Source organism: Bacillus sp. FSL M8-0071, from assembly GCF_037975455.1.
Classification (GTDB): domain Bacteria; phylum Bacillota; class Bacilli; order Bacillales; family Bacillaceae; genus Bacillus; species Bacillus subtilis.
The window spans coordinates 1,671,792-1,690,224 of record NZ_CP150256.1; the positions used below are offsets into that span (position 1 = coordinate 1,671,792).

The following is an 18,433-nucleotide window of genomic DNA, read 5'->3' on the forward strand; positions in this document are numbered from 1 at the left end:
TCCTGCTTTTTCTAACAAAAGGAGGTCAATCTATTGGATCAGGCCGCTGTCTGCCTAACGATTTGCAGAATCAATCAATTATTATCCCCATCCCTTCTATTAAAATGGTGGAAAGCCGATCCGTCTATGTCGCTGACATCACCCGTGTTACAAACGGTTACTCGTGATCAAATAAAAGCAGCTGCATTAAAAAACGAAATAGAACAATTTTATCCAAAGCTCCCGCGTGTACTTGCTGCTTATCGTGAGCAAGGCATTAACACCATCCCTATTTCTTCAAAGCAATATCCTTTCTGGCTTAAAAGCATTTATGATCCCCCTGCCGTACTGTTTGCAAAAGGTGATATGACTCTTCTTTCGAAAGGGAGAAAAATTGGAATTGTAGGCACAAGAAATCCAACAGCTTATGGGAAACAAGTTGTCAATCATCTTACAAAAGAGATCTGTCGTAAAGGTTGGGTGATTGTCAGCGGACTGGCGTCTGGGATAGACGGAATGTCCCATGCTGCAAGTATTAAGGCGAAGGGGCGGACAATTGGCGTCATTGCAGGCGGATTTCAACACATTTATCCCCGAGAAAACCTTCAGTTAGCAGATCACATGGCTAAACACCATATCCTGCTGTCAGAGCACCCACCTGAAACTAAACCCCAAAAATGGCATTTCCCTATGAGAAACCGTATTATCAGCGGACTAAGTGAAGGCGTTATTGTCGTTCAGGGCAAAGAAAAAAGCGGTTCGCTGATTACTGCCTATCAAGCATTGGAACAAGGGAGAGAGGTATTTGCCGTACCCGGTTCATTGTTTGACCCTTACGCCGGAGGTCCTATAAAACTGATCCAGCAGGGGGCTAAAGCCATATGGTCAGCAGAGGATATTTTCGAGGAACTTCCTGAGAGAAACGTTCAATATACGGAACCCTTTTGAATTATCGTTTGACAAACGGTATTTAAATATTTAATAATAGTGAGGATTTAAAGTTGCATATTGTTTTCTATTTAATTAATGACGTTCATGATAAAGAATGAAATGTTGAAAGCCAAATAAAGACAGCTGCAAAAATAAAATTGAAATATCTTGAAAAGAGAGAGAACACCTCTTGAGGGGGATGAAAATGTCTGATTATCTAGTCATCGTGGAATCGCCCGCTAAGGCGAAAACGATTGAACGTTACTTAGGTAAAAAATATAAAGTAAAAGCATCAATGGGACATGTCCGGGATCTTCCAAAAAGTCAAATGGGAGTTGACATAGAACAGAATTTTGAACCGAAATATATTACCATTCGAGGTAAAGGCCCGGTATTAAAAGAGCTGAAAACGGCTGCGAAAAAAGCCAAAAAAGTGTATCTCGCAGCCGACCCCGACAGAGAAGGGGAAGCGATTGCATGGCATTTGGCACACAGTCTTGATTTAGATCTCAACTCAGACTGCCGTGTGGTGTTTAACGAAATTACAAAAGACGCTATTAAGGAATCGTTTAAGCATCCCCGCATGATCAATATGGATTTAGTGGATGCACAGCAAGCGAGACGTATTTTAGACAGGCTTGTCGGATATAAAATCAGTCCAATCTTATGGAAAAAAGTCAAAAAAGGGCTTAGCGCAGGACGCGTGCAATCCGTTGCCCTCCGTTTGATTATTGACCGTGAAAAAGAGATTAACGACTTTAAGCCTGAGGAATATTGGACAATTGACGGTACGTTCTTAAAAGGTCAAGAAACCTTTGAAGCGAGCTTTTTCGGGAAAAACGGCAAAAAACTTCCTTTAAATAGTGAAGCTGATGTAAAAGAGATTCTTTCTCAGCTCAAAGGGAATCAATATACAGTTGAAAAAGTAACCAAAAAGGAACGCAAACGTAATCCTGCTTTGCCTTTTACCACTTCTACCCTGCAGCAGGAAGCGGCTCGCAAGCTCAATTTCAGAGCGAAGAAAACGATGATGATTGCACAGCAATTATATGAAGGAATTGATTTAGGAAGAGAAGGAACGGTTGGTCTGATCACGTATATGAGAACGGATTCAACCCGTATTTCAAATACGGCTGTTGATGAAGCAGCTGCATTTATTGATCAGACATATGGAAAAGAGTTCCTAGGCGGAAAACGGAAGCCTGCGAAAAAGAATGAAAATGCCCAGGATGCCCACGAAGCAATTCGGCCGACATCAGTTCTTAGAAAACCAAGTGAATTAAAAGCAGTCCTCGGCAGAGACCAAATGAGACTGTATAAATTAATTTGGGAGCGTTTTGTTGCCAGCCAAATGGCACCGGCTGTTCTCGATACAATGAGTGTCGACCTGACAAACAACGGTTTGACATTTCGTGCAAATGGAAGTAAAGTCAAGTTTTCCGGGTTTATGAAGGTGTATGTTGAAGGAAAAGACGATCAAATGGAAGAAAAAGACCGGATGCTGCCTGACTTACAAGAAGGCGACACGGTATTATCAAAAGATATAGAACCTGAGCAGCATTTTACCCAGCCGCCTCCGCGATATACTGAGGCCCGGCTTGTTAAAACCCTTGAAGAACGCGGTATCGGCCGTCCATCCACATATGCTCCGACACTTGATACTATTCAGCGGCGCGGCTACGTGGCATTGGATAATAAACGTTTCGTTCCGACTGAATTAGGTCAGATCGTTCTTGACTTGATCATGGAGTTTTTCCCTGAGATCATTAACGTTGAGTTTACAGCTAAAATGGAGCGAGATCTTGATCATGTTGAAGAAGGAAATACCGAATGGGTCAAGATTATCGATAATTTCTACACCGATTTTGAAAAACGCGTGAAAAAAGCCGAATCGGAAATGAAGGAAGTTGAGATTGAACCTGAGTATGCTGGAGAGGATTGTGAATTGTGCAGTTCTCCAATGGTATATAAAATGGGACGGTACGGTAAATTCTTAGCTTGCTCCAACTTCCCTGACTGCCGGAACACGAAACCGATTGTGAAACAAATCGGTGTGAAGTGCCCGAGCTGCGGAGAAGGAAACATTGTTGAGCGAAAATCGAAAAAGAAACGGGTGTTTTACGGCTGTGACCGTTATCCGGACTGTGAATTCGTATCATGGGACAAACCAATTGAACGAAAATGCCCGAAATGCGGAAAAATGCTCGTCGAGAAAAAACTCAAAAAAGGCATACAAGTCCAATGCGTGGAATGCGATTATAAGGAAGAACCACAGAAGTAGCGGTGAGCAGGGTCTTGCTCACCTTCTTTGTGTGTTAAAAGAAGGCCTTGAATAATAAACTAGGAGATGTGAAAGATGAACCAACAAACAGTGAATGTAATCGGAGCCGGACTCGCAGGAAGTGAAGCAGCATGGCAGCTTGCCAAACGTGGGATTCAAGTCAAATTGTATGAAATGCGGCCAGTTAAACAAACGCCTGCGCATCATACAGATAAATTTGCTGAGCTTGTCTGCAGCAACTCTCTTCGCTCTAATACACTTGCTAACGCTGTCGGTGTATTAAAGGAAGAAATGCGTGCGCTTGATTCAGCCATTATCGCTGCGGCTGACGAATGTTCGGTGCCTGCCGGGGGCGCTCTTGCAGTAGACCGTCATGAATTTGCCGCAAGTGTGACAAATCGGGTGAAAAATCATCCAAACGTAACCGTTATTAATGAAGAAGTGACTGAAATTCCTGAAGGCCCTACTATCATCGCAACGGGTCCGTTAACATCTGAATCGCTGTCTGCCCAGCTGAAGGAGCTGACTGGAGAGGACTATTTATATTTTTATGACGCAGCGGCGCCAATTGTAGAAAAAGACAGCCTTGATATGGATAAAGTGTACCTAAAATCCCGTTATGATAAAGGTGAAGCAGCATATTTGAACTGCCCGATGACAGAAGAAGAGTTTGACCGTTTTCATGAAGCATTAACATCAGCAGAAACAGTGCCGTTAAAAGAATTTGAAAAAGAGATTTTCTTTGAAGGCTGCATGCCGATTGAAGTTATGGCAAAACGGGGTAAGAAAACAATGCTTTTCGGTCCGATGAAACCGGTTGGTCTAGAGCATCCTGTTACAGGAAAACGCCCTTATGCCGTCGTTCAGCTCAGACAGGATGATTCTGCGGGAACACTTTATAATATTGTAGGATTCCAGACTCATTTAAAATGGGGAGACCAAAAGGAAGTTCTCAAGTTGATTCCAGGACTTGAAAATGTAGAAATCGTCAGATATGGCGTGATGCACAGAAACACATTTATTAACTCTCCAAGCCTGTTAAAGCCGACTTATCAATTTAAAAACCGCAGTGATCTGTTCTTTGCAGGCCAAATGACGGGAGTAGAAGGATATGTGGAATCAGCTGCCTCAGGACTTGTAGCAGGCATTAATGCGGCGAAGCTTGTATTGGGAGAAGAGCTTGTGATCTTCCCTCAGGAAACAGCAATTGGCAGTATGGCACATTATATTACAACAACAAACCAGAAGAACTTCCAGCCGATGAATGCAAACTTTGGGCTTTTGAAAGAATTGCCAGTTAAAATTAAAAATAAAAAAGAACGAAATGAACAATACGCGAACCGTGCGATTGAAACAATTCAAACAATTTCGAAAACAATATAGGTATTGATTGCAACCTGAGCGCGATTTGTGATACCATTTAAAAGCCCTTCCTGGGGAGGTATTAGGCATGGAGAATGTTAAGAATTTCGTAAAGTTATTCGTTGAATATTTACAAATTGAAAAAAATTATTCACAATATACTATTGTGAATTATGTGGATTCAATTGAAGAATTCGAGACTTTCCTGCGCGTTCAAGGTATAAATGGATTTGAAGAAGCATCATATCAAGATACTAGGATTTTTTTGACAGAAGCCTATGAAAAAGGTTTATCGAGAAGAACAATAAGCAAAAAGATATCTGCATTAAGAAGCTTTTATAAGTTTCTGATGCGGGAAAAGCTTATTGAAGAAAATCCGTTTCAGCTTGTTCATCTGCCAAAACAGGAGAAACGGATACCGAAGTTTCTATATCAAAAAGAGCTTGAGGAGCTGTTTGAAGTTTCAGATATAAGCCAGCCGGCCGGAATGAGGGATCAAGCGCTGTTAGAGCTGCTCTATGCCACTGGAATGAGGGTCAGTGAATGCTGTTCCATAACTATTAACGACGTTGATTTATTTATGGACACTGTGCTTGTTCACGGTAAAGGCAAGAAGCAGCGCTATATCCCCTTTGGGTCTTATGCCCGCGAAGCGTTGAAGGTATACATGAATAGCGGAAGACAGTGCTTGCTGATGAAGGCAAAAGAACCTCATGATCTATTATTCGTAAATCAAAGAGGCGGACCGCTTACAGCCCGTGGCATCAGACATATTTTAAGCGGGCTTGTTCAAAAAGCGTCAAGCACTTTACATATCCATCCGCATATGCTTCGACATACGTTCGCCACGCATCTGTTAAATGAAGGAGCGGATTTGAGAAGCGTTCAAGAACTGCTCGGGCATTCCAATCTGTCTTCTACACAGATATACACGCACGTTTCGAAGGAAATGTTGAGAAACACATATATGTCTCACCATCCAAGAGCATTTAAGAAAAATTAAAGGAGGCCCTTTATGTCATCTTTTCATGCGACCACAATATTTGCCGTACAGCATAAAGGACGAAGCGCTATGTCCGGAGACGGCCAAGTAACATTTGGTCAGGCTGTTGTCATGAAACACACGGCACGGAAAGTGAGAAAACTGTTTAACGGCAAAGTTCTTGCTGGTTTTGCGGGATCTGTTGCAGACGCTTTCACTTTATTCGAAAAGTTTGAAGCTAAGCTTGAAGAATATAACGGCAACTTAAAACGGGCGGCTGTTGAGCTTGCGAAGGAATGGCGCAGTGATAAAGTGCTAAGAAAGCTCGAAGCCATGCTGATTGTTATGAATCAGGATACTTTGCTTCTCGTATCGGGAACAGGCGAGGTGATCGAACCAGATGACGGCATTCTCGCGATTGGATCAGGAGGCAATTACGCTTTGGCAGCGGGAAGAGCACTGAAAAAGCATGCCGGTGAAAGCATGTCTGCAAGTGAGATTGCCAGAGCCGCGTTAGAAACAGCAGGCGAAATTTGTGTTTACACGAACGATCAAATCATACTGGAAGAGCTTGAATAGAAAGGACTTGAGGCGCATGGAAAAAAAACCGTTAACTCCTAGACAGATTGTAGATCGGTTAGACCAATATATTGTCGGTCAGCAAAATGCGAAAAAAGCTGTCGCCGTGGCATTAAGAAACCGCTATAGAAGAAGTCTTCTGGATGAAAAGCTGAAGGACGAGGTCGTTCCGAAAAACATTTTAATGATGGGTCCTACCGGCGTCGGGAAAACTGAAATTGCCAGACGAATCGCTAAGCTTTCAGGTGCGCCATTTATCAAAATTGAAGCTACTAAATTTACCGAAGTCGGCTATGTAGGCAGAGATGTTGAATCAATGGTCAGAGATCTTGTGGAGACTTCTGTTCGGCTTATAAAAGAAGAGAAAATGAATGAAGTAAAGGAACAGGCAGAAGAAAATGCAAACAAACGCATTGTTCGTCTGTTAGTTCCTGGGAAGAAAAAACAATCTGGCGTTAAAAATCCGTTTGAAATGTTTTTTGGAGGCAGCCAGCCGAATGGTGAAGATGAGGCGGAGAGCCAGGAAGAAGCAAACATCGAAGAAAAAAGAAAACGAATGGCGCATCAGCTGGCTTTAGGAGAGCTCGAAGACTACTATGTAACAGTAGAAGTCGAAGAGCAGCAGCCTTCTATGTTTGACATGCTGCAGGGCTCGGGTATGGAGCAGATGGGTATGAACATGCAGGATGCGCTGAGCGGATTAATGCCAAAGAAAAAGAAGCGGCGCAAAATGACAGTCAGAGAAGCCAGAAAAGTCCTGACGAATGAAGAAGCAAGCAAACTCATCGATATGGATGAAGTCGGCCAGGAAGCTGTTCAGAGAGCAGAAGAGAGCGGGATTATCTTTATCGATGAGATTGATAAAATCGCAAAGAACGGCGGTGCATCTTCTTCTGCCGATGTTTCAAGAGAAGGCGTTCAGCGGGATATCCTTCCGATTGTTGAAGGTTCTACCGTTGTCACAAAATATGGTTCTGTAAAAACAGACCATGTATTATTTATTGCAGCAGGAGCGTTTCATATGGCCAAACCGTCTGATTTGATTCCTGAGCTGCAGGGGCGTTTCCCGATTCGTGTAGAACTGAACAAACTCACGGTAGACGACTTCGTGAGAATTTTGGTTGAGCCGGATAATGCGCTGCTGAAACAATATCAGGCATTATTGCAGACAGAAGGTATATCTCTTGAATTTTCTGACGAAGCTATTCATAAGATTGCTGAAGTTGCTTATCATGTGAACCAGGACACAGATAATATCGGTGCGAGACGCCTTCATACAATACTTGAACGCCTATTAGAAGATTTGTCGTTTGAAGCTCCAGATGTAACGATGGAGAAAATAACGATTACACCACAGTATGTCGAAGAAAAGCTCGGAACGATAGCCAAAAACAAAGATTTAAGTCAATTTATATTGTGAAAAATTTAATATGAGGAATGTTTAGGAGGATTATTTATCATGGCTTTATTACAAAAAACAAGAATTATTAACTCCATGCTGCAAGCTGCGGCAGGGAAACCGGTAAACTTCAAGGAAATGGCGGAGACGCTGCGGGATGTAATTGATTCCAATATTTTCGTTGTAAGCCGCAGAGGGAAACTCCTTGGGTATTCTATTAACCAGCAAATTGAAAATGATCGTATGAAAAAAATGCTTGAGGATCGTCAATTCCCTGAAGAATATACGAAAAATCTGTTTAATGTCCCTGAAACATCTTCTAACTTGGATATTAATAGTGAATATACTGCTTTCCCTGTTGAGAACAGAGACCTGTTTCAAGCTGGTTTAACAACAATTGTGCCGATCATCGGAGGCGGGGAAAGATTAGGAACACTTATTCTTTCGCGTTTACAAGATCAATTCAATGACGATGACTTAATTCTAGCTGAATACGGCGCAACAGTTGTCGGAATGGAAATCCTAAGAGAAAAAGCAGAAGAAATTGAAGAGGAAGCAAGAAGCAAAGCTGTCGTACAAATGGCTATCAGCTCGCTTTCTTACAGTGAACTTGAAGCAATTGAGCACATTTTTGAGGAGCTTGACGGAAATGAAGGTCTTCTTGTTGCAAGTAAAATTGCTGACCGTGTCGGCATTACCCGTTCTGTTATTGTGAACGCACTCAGAAAGCTGGAGAGCGCCGGTGTTATCGAGTCTAGATCATTAGGAATGAAAGGTACTTATATCAAGGTACTAAACAACAAATTCCTAATTGAATTAGAAAATCTAAAATCTCATTAATCACAAAAAGAACCCTTTTTGAGGGTTCTTTTTTTATTTCAAATAAAGGAAATCAATAAGCTTTATTTCCTGGGTTGAAAGTCTTTCTATGTAATAATTTTAATAAATTTTGCATTTTTCTTCAAAAAGTTTCAAAAATGCCGAAAAGAAAGGAGAAAAAACAGAAATTCTGCTATTTTCAGGCTTATATCAAGGCGAGAAATGTAGTTCTAACAATCTAGGACTTTATACCTAGTTGCAAAATAGATAATTGTGAGGACATTTTTTTACACGAACTTCATAGACTTTATGCCTGTTATTTCTTACAATAAGCATATAGTTTTACAATTCTCGACAAGGATATTGAGGGTGAAAAAAACTGAAATGGAGGTAAGTGGATTTGAGCTTATTTTCTGGAACGATACAAAATCTTGAAAATGCCTTGAGTAGAGCGGATATTAAGCAAAAAGTCATAACTAATAATATCGCCAATATAGATACACCGAACTATAAGGCAAAAAAAGTCTCTTTCCAAAATTTATTAGATCAAGAATCCTCGCGTCTTGAAGCGATAAAAACAGACTATCGTCATGTTGATTTTTCTGATACTGATTCGAATTATTCAATTGTTGCGAGCGGAGATACATCGTATCAGCAAAACGGAAACAATGTTGATGTTGACAAAGAGATGACAGAATTGGCGCAAAATCAAATCAACTATCAAGCTTTGGTTGAAAGAATGAACGGTAAATTTAATTCGCTGAAGACCGTATTAACAGGAGGAAAATGATGACAGCTTTTCATAGCTTAAATGTTTCAGCATCGGCTTTAACAGCTCAGCGAGTCAGAATGGACGTTGTATCATCTAACTTAGCAAATATGGATACGACAAGAGCTAAGCAGGTGAATGGAGAGTGGGTGCCTTACAGAAGAAAAATGGTTTCCCTTCAGTCAAAAGGTGAATCGTTCTCTTCTATTCTCAATTCTCAAATGAGCGGAAGCGGGAATGCTGGAAACGGTGTGAAGGTTTCAAAAATTACGGAGGATGATTCAGATTTTAATCTTGTCTATGATCCGACAGACCCTGATGCAAACGCTGAAGGATATGTACAAAAGCCTAATGTTGATCCATTAAAGGAAATGGTTGATCTTGTCAGCAGCACCAGATCATACGAGGCGAATGTCACGGCGATGAATGCCACAAAGGGAATGCTGATGAAGGCGTTAGAAATCGGAAAGTAGGTGAATGAATGTGATTAATGCAATTTCTCCTTTTCAGGTTCAAAATACTCAAAACACTCAAAATGCAACAAATCAAGTAAACAATAGCCAAAAAACAGATTCCTCAAATCAAACAAGCTTTTCGGAGCTTTTAAAAAACTCTATTAGTTCGTTAAATGAGTCCCAAGTAGCTTCTGACAACATGACTAATGCCTTGGCTGCAGGAAAAGATGTAAATCTTGATGAGGTCATGATCGCTGCTCAAAAAGCCAGCATCTCTCTAACTGCAGCAACAGAGTTCCGCAATAAAGCTGTGGAAGCTTATCAGGAGATTATGAGAATGCAAATGTAGGGGGTCTGACGATTTAGAGAAAGAGTGGAATGACCGGGGGTTAACATGAATCGTACTCTAATGCAAATGAAAAACAAAACGAGTGAGTTTTGGAAAAATAGATCTAAATTACAAAAGATTTTAATGGTTAGTGCTTTAGCGGCAATTATTATTATTGGAATTATTATTAGTGTTTTTGCTTCGAATTCTAAAATGGCGCCGCTGTACAAAGATTTGTCTGCCGAAGAAGCAGGACAAATCAAAGAAGAATTGGATGCAAAAAAAGTGCCAAACGAACTTTCGAATGGCGGTACAGTGATTAGTGTTCCGGAGGATCAGGTTGATTCTTTGAAAGTGCAGATGGCTGCAGAAGGACTTCCTAAAACGGGATCAATTGATTATTCGTTTTTTGGACAGAATGCCGGCTTTGGTTTGACAGACAATGAGTTTGATATGGTGAAAGTGAAAGCTACACAGACAGAACTGTCAAACTTGATCAATGAAATGGACGGTATTAAAAATTCAAAAGTAATGATTAATCTCCCGAAAGACGCTGTGTTTGTCGGTGAGGAGCAATCTGCAGCATCTGCATCAATCGTTTTGCAGATTCAACCGGGTTATACACTTGATCAAAGCCAAATCAACGGATTATATCATCTGGTATCTAAAAGCGTGCCAAACCTAAAAGAAGATAACATCGTCATCATGGACCAAAATTCTACATACTACGACAAATCAGACAGCGATGCAGGGTCCTACGCGGATAGTTATTCTTCTCAGCAAGGAATTAAGTCTCAAGTTGAAAAAGACATTCAAAAACATGTACAGTCATTGCTGGGTACGATGATGGGCCAAGATAAAGTCGTTGTCTCCGTTACAGCAGACATTGATTTCACAAAAGAAAATCGGACAGAAGACATTGTCGAGCCTGTGGATAAAGAAAACATGGAAGGTATTGCAGTCAGCGCTGAAAAGGTATCTGAAACATATCAGGGCGACGGTGCAGCCAACGGCGGAACTGCCGGAACCGGCGAGGAAGATGTTACAAATTATAAGGCTGACGGTGAAAATACCGAAAGCGGGAACTATGAAAAAAACAGCAACAAAATCAATTACGAGGTTAACCGAATTCATAAAGAAATCGCTGAAAGTCCTTATAAGGTCAGAGATTTAGGGATTCAAGTAATGGTAGAGCCGCCTGATGCCAAAAACACTGCGTCGCTATCAACTGAAAGACAGGATGATATACAAAAAATCCTTTCAACTGTAGTCAGAACATCTTTGGATAAAGATGAAACGCAAAATCAGAATTTATCTGATGCTGATATCAATAATAAGATTGTTGTTTCCGTTCAGCCATTCGACGGAAAAGTCAATTTGGATACAAATACGGAAGAATCCTCAGGTATCCCGCTGTGGGCATATATTGTAGGCGGTGTTTTAATCGCAGCGATCATTGTTCTGATCATTATGCTTATCAGAAAGAAACGGGCGCAAGAGGATGAATTTGAGGAATATGAGTATGAGGTTCCTCAAGAACCAATCAATTTGCCTGATATCAACGAAGAGGAAAATGAAACAGCGGAATCAGTCAGACGAAAACAGCTTGAAAAGATGGCGAAAGACAAGCCGGAAGATTTTGCAAAACTGCTGAGAAGCTGGCTGGCCGAGGATTAGGAGGAATTAGAAATGGCGAGACGTGATCAAGATAAGCTTACAGGAAAACAAAAAGCAGCCATTCTCATGATTTCCTTGGGGTTAGATGTGTCAGCTTCTGTCTATAAGCACTTAACCGATGAAGAAATTGAAAGGCTTACTCTGGAAATATCAGGTGTTCGAAGCGTCGATCATCAAAAAAAGGATGAAATCATAGAAGAATTTCATAATATAGCCATTGCGCAAGATTATATTTCTCAAGGCGGTTTAAGCTATGCAAGACAAGTTCTGGAAAAGGCGCTTGGAGAGGATAAGGCGGAGAACATTCTAAACAGGCTGACTTCTTCTTTGCAGGTTAAACCATTTGATTTTGCCAGAAAAGCGGAGCCTGAACAAATTTTGAATTTTATCCAGCAAGAGCATCCGCAGACGATGGCGTTAATCTTGTCTTATTTAGATCCAGTGCAGGCTGGGCAGATTTTATCCGAGCTGAATCCTGAAGTACAGGCTGAGGTTGCGAGAAGAATCGCGGTTATGGATAGAACATCTCCAGAAATAATTAATGAGGTAGAACGGATTCTGGAACAAAAATTATCTTCTGCATTTACTCAGGATTATACACAAACAGGCGGAATTGAAGCTGTTGTGGAAGTGTTAAACGGGGTAGACAGAGGGACAGAGAAGACGATCTTGGATTCATTGGAAATTCAGGATCCCGATCTTGCTGAAGAAATTAAAAAGCGGATGTTTGTCTTCGAAGATATTGTCACACTTGATAACCGTGCCATTCAGAGAGTCATTCGCGATGTTGAGAACGACGATTTGCTCCTTTCATTAAAGGTTGCAAGCGAGGAAGTCAAAGAAATTGTATTCAACAATATGTCACAGCGTATGGTTGAAACCTTCAAAGAAGAAATGGAATTTATGGGCCCTGTACGCTTGAAAGATGTAGAAGAAGCTCAATCGAGAATTGTAAGTATCGTCAGAAAGCTTGAAGAAGCCGGTGAAATTGTAATAGCAAGAGGCGGAGGGGATGATATTATTGTCTAATATCATTAAACAAGAATCATCTATTTCTCCACAAAAGGAAAAAAGAAAACTTTCTATACAAGAGGTGCGTATTGATCATTCTCACCTTTTGCAGGCTGAAGAGAACCCGGAGGCGCTTATGGCCCGAGTGAAAGAGGAAGCTGATCGGATTTCTGAGCAGGCAAACAGTCATATAGAAAATATTCGCCGTCAAATTGAACAGGAGAAAAACGATTGGGCGGCTGAAAAACAGAAGCTTATTGAAGAAGCAAAAGCCGAGGGCTTTGAACAAGGAGTAGCGCTGGGCAAAGCTGAGGCAATGAAACAGTATGCAGAACTGATCGGCCAAGCAAACAGTATAACTGAAATGTCCAGAAAAGCTGTTGAGGACAAGCTTGAAGACGCTAATGAAGAAATCGTTGAGCTTGCCGTTGCCCTAGCAAAAAAAGTTTGGCAGCAAAAGTCTGATGATAAAGAGGCTTTCCTCCTGCTTGTACAACAGGTTATAAACGAAGTGAAGGAATATGACGATATATCAATTTATGTTGATCCATATTACTATGAGACAATCTTTCAGCAAAAAGATGAAATCCAGCAGCTTCTTTATAAAGAATGTCGGCTTGGCATATATGCTGATGAAAAAGCTCAAAAAGGAACCTGTTATATTGAAACTCCTTTTGGCAGGGTAGATGCGAGTGTTGACACACAATTGATGCAATTGAAAGATAAACTTCTGACAGCGCTGGAAGCAGGTGCAGCTGAATGAAGACACAGAGTCTGATAGATTGTATAGAAATGACAGACTCGTATAAACGGTACGGAAAAGTCAAGCGGGTCATCGGCCTGATGATTGAATCAAAAGGGCCAGCAAGCTCAATTGGCGACGTGTGCCTGATTTATGCAAAAGGACAATCTGGGAAAGTCATTAAAGCTGAGGTAGTCGGCTTCCAGGAAGAAAATATTTTGCTTATGCCTTATTTAGAGGCTGCGAGCATTGCACCTGGCAGCATTGTAGAAGCTACTGGGGAATCACTTCGGGTTAAAGTTGGAACCGGACTGATTGGACAAGTCATCGATGCTTTTGGAGAACCGCTTGACGGAAAACTTCTGCCTAAAGGGCTTTCGCCTGTATCAACGGAGCAATCACCGCCCAACCCGATGAAACGGCCGCCTATCCGTGAAAAGATGGGTGTTGGAGTCAGATCAATTGACAGCTTGCTGACAGTCGGTAAAGGCCAGCGGATTGGAATTTTTGCAGGAAGCGGTGTCGGAAAAAGCACCTTAATGGGGATGATCGCCAAGCAGACAGAGGCTGACTTAAACGTCATTGCACTTGTCGGAGAACGCGGACGAGAGGTTCGGGAGTTTATTGAAAAAGATCTGGGGAAAGAGGGGCTGAAACGATCGATTGTAGTCGTTGCCACCTCAGACCAGCCAGCATTAATGAGATTGAAAGCGGCATATACAGCGACTGCAATTGCCGAGTATTTCCGAGATAAAGGCCAAAATGTCATGTTTATGATGGATTCTGTTACAAGGGTGGCAATGGCGCAGCGAGAGATTGGACTGGCTGCAGGAGAGCCTCCGACGACAAAAGGTTATACACCTTCAGTGTTCGCTATTTTACCTCGTTTACTAGAACGAACAGGTGCAAACGAGCATGGAACCATTACGGCATTTTATACAGTGTTGGTAGACGGGGATGACATGAATGAGCCGATTGCCGATACTGTACGCGGAATTTTAGACGGACATATTGTGTTGGACAGGGCGCTTGCCAATAAAGGCCAGTTTCCTGCAGTTAACGTACTAAAAAGCATCAGCAGGGTGATGTCAAACATTTCAACAAAACAGCATCTGGATGCGGCAAATAAATTCCGTGAACTTTTATCGACATATCAAAATTCGGAAGATCTCATTAATATCGGAGCTTACAAAAGAGGATCATCCAGAGAAATTGATGAAGCGATACAATTTTATCCGCAGCTTATTCAATTTTTAAAGCAGGGAACAGACGAACCGGCTTTATTGGAAGAAAGCATTGCTGCATTAACTAGTTTGACAGGAAATGAGGAATAAACGTGGCTTATCAATTTAGATTCCAAAAGCTGCTGGAACTAAAAGAAAATGAAAAAGACCAATCCTTATCCGAGTATCAGCAATCAGTTTCTGAATTTGAAAACGTTGCTGAAAAATTATATGAGAATATGAGCAAAAAGGAATTGCTGGAACAAAATAAGGAAAAGAAATTAAAAAGCGGCATGAGTGTACAAGAAATGAGGCACTACCAACAATTTGTCTCAAATCTTGATAATACGATCTATCACTATCAAAAGCTTGTCATTATAAAAAGAAATCAAATGAATCAAAAACAAGAAATTTTGACAGAGAAAAACATTGAAGTGAAAAAGTTTGAAAAAATGCGTGAAAAACAGTTTAAAATGTTTGCTCTTGAAGATAAAGCTGCAGAAATGAAAGAAATGGACGATATTTCGATTAAGCAGTTTATGATTCAAGGCCATTAGGAGCGAATGTAATGTCCGGCAAAAAGAAAGAATCAGGTAAGTTCCGTTCGGTTTTGCTTATCATTATCCTCCCGCTGATGTTTCTATTAATCGCAGGGGGGATTGTTCTTTGGGCTGCTGGTATCAATGTCATAAAGCCGATACAGGATGCTGCGGCAAAAACGCCGGTTCTTAAAGAATTGGTCCCTGAAACCGAAAATAAAAAAGGCGCAGCATCAAGTAAGGATAGCGGTAATACGGCAGCTCTGGAAAAGACCATTAAGGATCAAAAAAGTGAAATCAGTATATTGAATAAAGATTTAGAAACAAGTAAATCAGAAATCGATAGGCTCAATCAAAAGATCCGTTCACTTGAAAAGACGGCTGAGGATCAAAAAAAGTCATCAGAAGATCATACTGAAGGATCAGCAGACTCGAAAGCTTCTTCTGAAAATGACAAAGTGATCAGTGTGTACAAAAGCATGGACAGCGGAAAGGCTGCTAAAATTATTGCCCAATTAAAGGAGCAAGAAGCACTGAAAATATTGAATGGCCTAAGCAAAAAGCAGCTTGCTGACATATTGGCGAAAATGACTCCTGAGCAAGCAGCAACCTATACAGAAAAAATTGCTGCCAGCCAAGAATAGGGGGAATGAAAGGTGAAGCTGCTTGAATTAGCCGGACCTTTGCTGCAAACCACAACGGGTTCTGCCGCTAAAAACATGAAAAGTAGCCAAGGAGTTTTTCAAAACTGGCTTATGTCTGAGGCTGGATTGAAGGAACTTTCAGAACAAGGAAAGGGTACTCCTAATTCCGAAGATCAGCTTTTAGCAGATGCGCTTAAAAAGATCGGTGACTGGCTAAATGCAAGTCCTGAAGATCAAGACAAACAAAATGCGGATCTTTTGCAAACATTAAGCAAACTGACAGGGAAGCAATTGGATGCGAATGCTCTGCAAATGTTGCAAAATCTTTTGCAAGCAGTTGAATCAAAAATGTCAGGCGGGACGGATCAATTGCTCACAGAAACGGAGAAAATCTTTTCAGAAGCTAAAACGGCTCTGAGTGCCAATGCTTCTGCTTCTGACATTAATGGAGCACTGAAGTCTGATACAGAGCAATCAAATCAGGAAAATGAAGTATCCGAGCCTGCTAAAGAGCTTATCTATATCCAGATGTTCATTAGCCAGCTCGTAGAAGGGAATAAGCTGACTGATCGCGGGAATGGCAATGAAGCTCATGCCATTTACCAAAATGGAGATCAATTCCTTTCTGCATTAGAAAAGAAGGGTGTATCTCAACAACTAATTCAGGATCTTAAACAGCAAATATTCACTAAAGCTGAGTCAAGTTCAAAACTTTACTCGATGACAGCGTCAGAGCTGAAAAGTTTTCAAAGCTTAATGGATCAAATGTCTATGCTTCCTCAAAAAGGGACCAAAGAATGGAGTTTAGCTGAAAGCCAGCTGAAAGCCTTCTTGTTATCGAAATCATCCGAATCATCACAAGACTTTGGGAAGAGTGTTCTCACACCGCTCTCGCAGAGTTCATCCAGCAAAAATGCATCGGATGTTTCTGGAAGTATTCAGCCTGTAGATAGTAAATCAGGACTCCAAATGCTGTTTTCGGGGTATCGGGGCATAGGAGGAGTTCAAACACTTGATCTGCAGCAGATGTCATCTGATATACCAAATGCCGAAACAAAAACGGTGGCTGATCAAGTGATTAATGCGTGGAAGCAGATGAAATATACGCCTTTCGGCAGATCGACGGGAAGTTTCACTATTCGGCTGAACCCTGAACATTTAGGATTTGTCACAATCAAGCTGACAAATGAAAATGGAATGTTTCAGAGTAAAATCATAGCATCTAGCCAATCAGCAAAAGAATTGCTTGAACAGCATCTTCCTCAGCTGAAGCAATCATTGCCGAATATGGCCGTCCAAATTGACCGTTTTACTCTTCCGGTCCAAAGCGGGGATCAGCCGATATACGGCCAGCTTGCTGATGAACAGAAACAGCAGCAAGAGGGGCAGAGACAGCAAAGACAGAAAAAGCAATCAAATGATTTTGGCGATCTGCTCGATGAAGTGTCGATGGTTGAAATGGAGGAAGAAGAATGACTTCTATAAGTTCAGAATATAAACTGCCTGAAAAAACGAACACTGTGTCGACGAACAACAGCAGCTTGGGGAAAGACGAGTTTTTAAAAATATTAATGACTCAAGTTCAAAACCAAGATCCGCTTAACCCGATTGACGATAAAGAATTTATCAGCCAGATGGCGACTTTTTCAAGCTTGGAGCAAATGATGAATCTGAATACGACAATGACTCAATTCGTTGAAAACCAAGATCCGTTTACAACGTATGTTGATTGGATGGGAAAAGAAGTATCTTGGACTGATGGTAAAAGTGCAACAGATAAAACAGGCACAGTAAGCTCTGTTAAACATTTTAAAGGAAATTATTATCTCGTTCTTGATGATGGGACCGAGATCAGTCCTGCGAATGTCATGTCTGTGGGACAATCATCTAAATAAAAACATCTGGGGGAATATATTATGTTACGTTCACTTTATTCTGGAATCAGCGGTATGAAGAACTTTCAAACAAAGCTTGACGTAATCGGTAACAACATTGCCAACGTAAATACAGTAGGATTCAAAAAGAGCCGTGTGACCTTTAAAGATATGGTAAGCCAAACCATTGCCGGCGGTTCTGCTGCTGGTGCAACAATCGGCGGAACAAACTCTAAGCAAATCGGTTTAGGTTCATCATCTGGCACAATTGATACAATTCATTCAACAAGCGCGACACAAAGCACAGGAAGAACACTTGATTTAGCAATTGACGGCGACGGTTACTTCCGAATTGATACAGGTGACGGGACAGCTTATACAAGAGCAGGGAACTTCTATTTAGATAATACTGGAACACTGGTTACAGGTGATGGCTACCATGTACTAAATATGAATGGCGGAACAATTAAAATTCCTACTGATGCTCAAAGCTTTAGCATTGGTTCTGATGGAAAGGTGTCAATTGTTGATGCTGAGGGGAAAACACAAGACGGGGGACAAATCGGGATTGTTACTTTTGCCAACAGTGATGGATTGGATAAAATCGGAAGCAACTTATACCGTGAATCTTTAAACTCTGGAACGGCCAGTGCAGCGAACCAGCCTGGTGACGGCGGAACTGGTGCTCTTAAATCAGGATTTCTCGAAATGTCTAACGTCGATTTAACTGACGAATTTACTGAAATGATCGTAGCCCAGCGCGGATTCCAATCAAACTCAAAAATTATTACAACATCTGATGAAATCCTTCAAGAACTGGTTAACCTTAAACGTTAAGGA

The 18,433-nt window shown here is 41.2% G+C and carries 19 protein-coding genes; all 19 read left to right on the forward strand.

Annotated elements, in window-relative coordinates:
- The first annotated feature begins 33 nt into the window (after window positions 1-33).
- On the forward strand, window positions 34-927 hold the full coding sequence (dprA, locus tag MKX71_RS08670) for a DNA-processing protein DprA (protein WP_003245871.1): 894 nt from the start codon (window positions 34-36) through the stop codon (window positions 925-927).
- A 187-nt stretch (window positions 928-1,114) separates the two neighbouring features.
- Complete coding sequence (gene topA / locus MKX71_RS08675; RefSeq protein WP_003245599.1) at window positions 1,115-3,190, forward strand: type I DNA topoisomerase; 2,076 nt, start codon at window positions 1,115-1,117, stop codon at window positions 3,188-3,190.
- A gap of 75 nt (window positions 3,191-3,265) precedes the next feature.
- Window positions 3,266-4,573 (forward strand): FADH(2)-oxidizing methylenetetrahydrofolate--tRNA-(uracil(54)-C(5))-methyltransferase TrmFO, encoded by a 1,308-nt coding sequence (gene trmFO, locus MKX71_RS08680; protein WP_327842763.1) that lies wholly within the window; start codon window positions 3,266-3,268, stop codon window positions 4,571-4,573.
- Window positions 4,574-4,640: 67 nt separating this feature from the next.
- Window positions 4,641-5,555 (forward strand): tyrosine recombinase XerC, encoded by a 915-nt coding sequence (xerC, locus tag MKX71_RS08685; RefSeq protein ID WP_326227810.1) that lies wholly within the window; start codon window positions 4,641-4,643, stop codon window positions 5,553-5,555.
- Window positions 5,556-5,567: 12 nt separating this feature from the next.
- Window positions 5,568-6,113: an ATP-dependent protease subunit ClpQ gene (clpQ, locus tag MKX71_RS08690; protein ID WP_003238555.1), complete on the forward strand. Its 546-nt coding sequence runs from the start codon at window positions 5,568-5,570 to the stop codon at window positions 6,111-6,113.
- Between the two features lie 7 nt (window positions 6,114-6,120).
- A complete protein-coding gene (gene hslU / locus MKX71_RS08695; RefSeq protein ID WP_256683486.1) occupies window positions 6,121-7,533 on the forward strand; it encodes an HslU--HslV peptidase ATPase subunit in 1,413 nt (470 codons plus the stop codon).
- A 39-nt stretch (window positions 7,534-7,572) separates the two neighbouring features.
- Complete coding sequence (codY, locus tag MKX71_RS08700; RefSeq protein ID WP_003220850.1) at window positions 7,573-8,352, forward strand: GTP-sensing pleiotropic transcriptional regulator CodY; 780 nt, start codon at window positions 7,573-7,575, stop codon at window positions 8,350-8,352.
- A 379-nt stretch (window positions 8,353-8,731) separates the two neighbouring features.
- Window positions 8,732-9,121 carry a flagellar basal body rod protein FlgB gene (gene flgB / locus MKX71_RS08705; RefSeq protein WP_003245656.1) on the forward strand — a complete coding sequence of 130 codons (390 nt, stop codon included), beginning with the start codon at window positions 8,732-8,734 and terminating at the stop codon, window positions 9,119-9,121.
- Complete coding sequence (gene flgC, locus MKX71_RS08710; protein ID WP_003245521.1) at window positions 9,121-9,573, forward strand: flagellar basal body rod protein FlgC; 453 nt, start codon at window positions 9,121-9,123, stop codon at window positions 9,571-9,573. Before flgB ends, flgC begins: the two co-directional genes overlap by 1 nt.
- Window positions 9,574-9,583: 10 nt before the next feature.
- Window positions 9,584-9,904: a flagellar hook-basal body complex protein FliE gene (fliE, locus tag MKX71_RS08715; RefSeq protein WP_003238544.1), complete on the forward strand. Its 321-nt coding sequence runs from the start codon at window positions 9,584-9,586 to the stop codon at window positions 9,902-9,904.
- Window positions 9,905-9,949: 45 nt separating this feature from the next.
- Complete coding sequence (fliF, locus tag MKX71_RS08720) at window positions 9,950-11,560, forward strand: flagellar basal-body MS-ring/collar protein FliF (protein ID WP_010886506.1); 1,611 nt, start codon at window positions 9,950-9,952, stop codon at window positions 11,558-11,560.
- Window positions 11,561-11,572: 12 nt separating this feature from the next.
- Window positions 11,573-12,589 (forward strand): flagellar motor switch protein FliG, encoded by a 1,017-nt coding sequence (fliG, locus tag MKX71_RS08725; RefSeq protein ID WP_003231981.1) that lies wholly within the window; start codon window positions 11,573-11,575, stop codon window positions 12,587-12,589.
- Entirely contained in the window at window positions 12,582-13,334 is a 753-nt protein-coding gene (fliH, locus tag MKX71_RS08730; protein ID WP_003244804.1) for a flagellar assembly protein FliH, read from the forward strand. The genes fliG and fliH overlap by 8 nt, the downstream gene beginning before the upstream one ends.
- A complete protein-coding gene (fliI, locus tag MKX71_RS08735; RefSeq protein WP_015715886.1) occupies window positions 13,331-14,647 on the forward strand; it encodes a flagellar protein export ATPase FliI in 1,317 nt (438 codons plus the stop codon). The genes fliH and fliI overlap by 4 nt, the downstream gene beginning before the upstream one ends.
- A 2-nt stretch (window positions 14,648-14,649) precedes the next feature.
- Window positions 14,650-15,093: a flagellar export protein FliJ gene (gene fliJ, locus MKX71_RS08740; protein ID WP_021479292.1), complete on the forward strand. Its 444-nt coding sequence runs from the start codon at window positions 14,650-14,652 to the stop codon at window positions 15,091-15,093.
- An 11-nt stretch (window positions 15,094-15,104) separates the two neighbouring features.
- The gene (locus MKX71_RS08745; protein WP_339231962.1) at window positions 15,105-15,719 is read left to right on the forward strand and encodes a MotE family protein; all 615 of its coding nucleotides are present in this window, start codon (window positions 15,105-15,107) and stop codon (window positions 15,717-15,719) included.
- 12 nt (window positions 15,720-15,731) lie between these two features.
- Window positions 15,732-17,195, forward strand: coding sequence for a flagellar hook-length control protein FliK (locus tag MKX71_RS08750; RefSeq protein ID WP_015715887.1), 1,464 nt, complete (start codon window positions 15,732-15,734; stop codon window positions 17,193-17,195).
- Window positions 17,192-17,614: a flagellar hook assembly protein FlgD gene (gene flgD, locus MKX71_RS08755; protein ID WP_003231970.1), complete on the forward strand. Its 423-nt coding sequence runs from the start codon at window positions 17,192-17,194 to the stop codon at window positions 17,612-17,614. The genes MKX71_RS08750 and flgD overlap by 4 nt, the downstream gene beginning before the upstream one ends.
- A gap of 21 nt (window positions 17,615-17,635) precedes the next feature.
- Window positions 17,636-18,430, forward strand: coding sequence for a flagellar basal body rod protein FlgG (gene flgG, locus MKX71_RS08760; RefSeq protein ID WP_003231968.1), 795 nt, complete (start codon window positions 17,636-17,638; stop codon window positions 18,428-18,430).
- Window positions 18,431-18,433 lie beyond the last annotated feature (3 nt).

Excerpts from the sequence above, each read along its gene's own strand:
- topA (WP_003245599.1), top strand. The coding sequence starts at position 1,115 with ATGTCTGATTATCTAGTCATCGTGGAATCGCCCGCTAAGGCGAAAACG.
- trmFO (WP_327842763.1), top strand. The coding sequence starts at position 3,266 with ATGAACCAACAAACAGTGAATGTAATCGGAGCCGGACTCGCAGGAAGT.
- xerC (WP_326227810.1), top strand. The coding sequence starts at position 4,641 with ATGGAGAATGTTAAGAATTTCGTAAAGTTATTCGTTGAATATTTACAA.
- clpQ (WP_003238555.1), top strand. The coding sequence starts at position 5,568 with ATGTCATCTTTTCATGCGACCACAATATTTGCCGTACAGCATAAAGGA.
- codY (WP_003220850.1), top strand. The coding sequence starts at position 7,573 with ATGGCTTTATTACAAAAAACAAGAATTATTAACTCCATGCTGCAAGCT.
- flgC (WP_003245521.1), top strand. The coding sequence starts at position 9,121 with ATGACAGCTTTTCATAGCTTAAATGTTTCAGCATCGGCTTTAACAGCT.
- fliF (WP_010886506.1), top strand. The coding sequence starts at position 9,950 with ATGAATCGTACTCTAATGCAAATGAAAAACAAAACGAGTGAGTTTTGG.
- fliG (WP_003231981.1), top strand. The coding sequence starts at position 11,573 with ATGGCGAGACGTGATCAAGATAAGCTTACAGGAAAACAAAAAGCAGCC.
- fliI (WP_015715886.1), top strand. The coding sequence starts at position 13,331 with ATGAAGACACAGAGTCTGATAGATTGTATAGAAATGACAGACTCGTAT.
- MKX71_RS08745 (WP_339231962.1), top strand. The coding sequence starts at position 15,105 with ATGTCCGGCAAAAAGAAAGAATCAGGTAAGTTCCGTTCGGTTTTGCTT.
- flgD (WP_003231970.1), top strand. The coding sequence starts at position 17,192 with ATGACTTCTATAAGTTCAGAATATAAACTGCCTGAAAAAACGAACACT.
- flgG (WP_003231968.1), top strand. The coding sequence starts at position 17,636 with ATGTTACGTTCACTTTATTCTGGAATCAGCGGTATGAAGAACTTTCAA.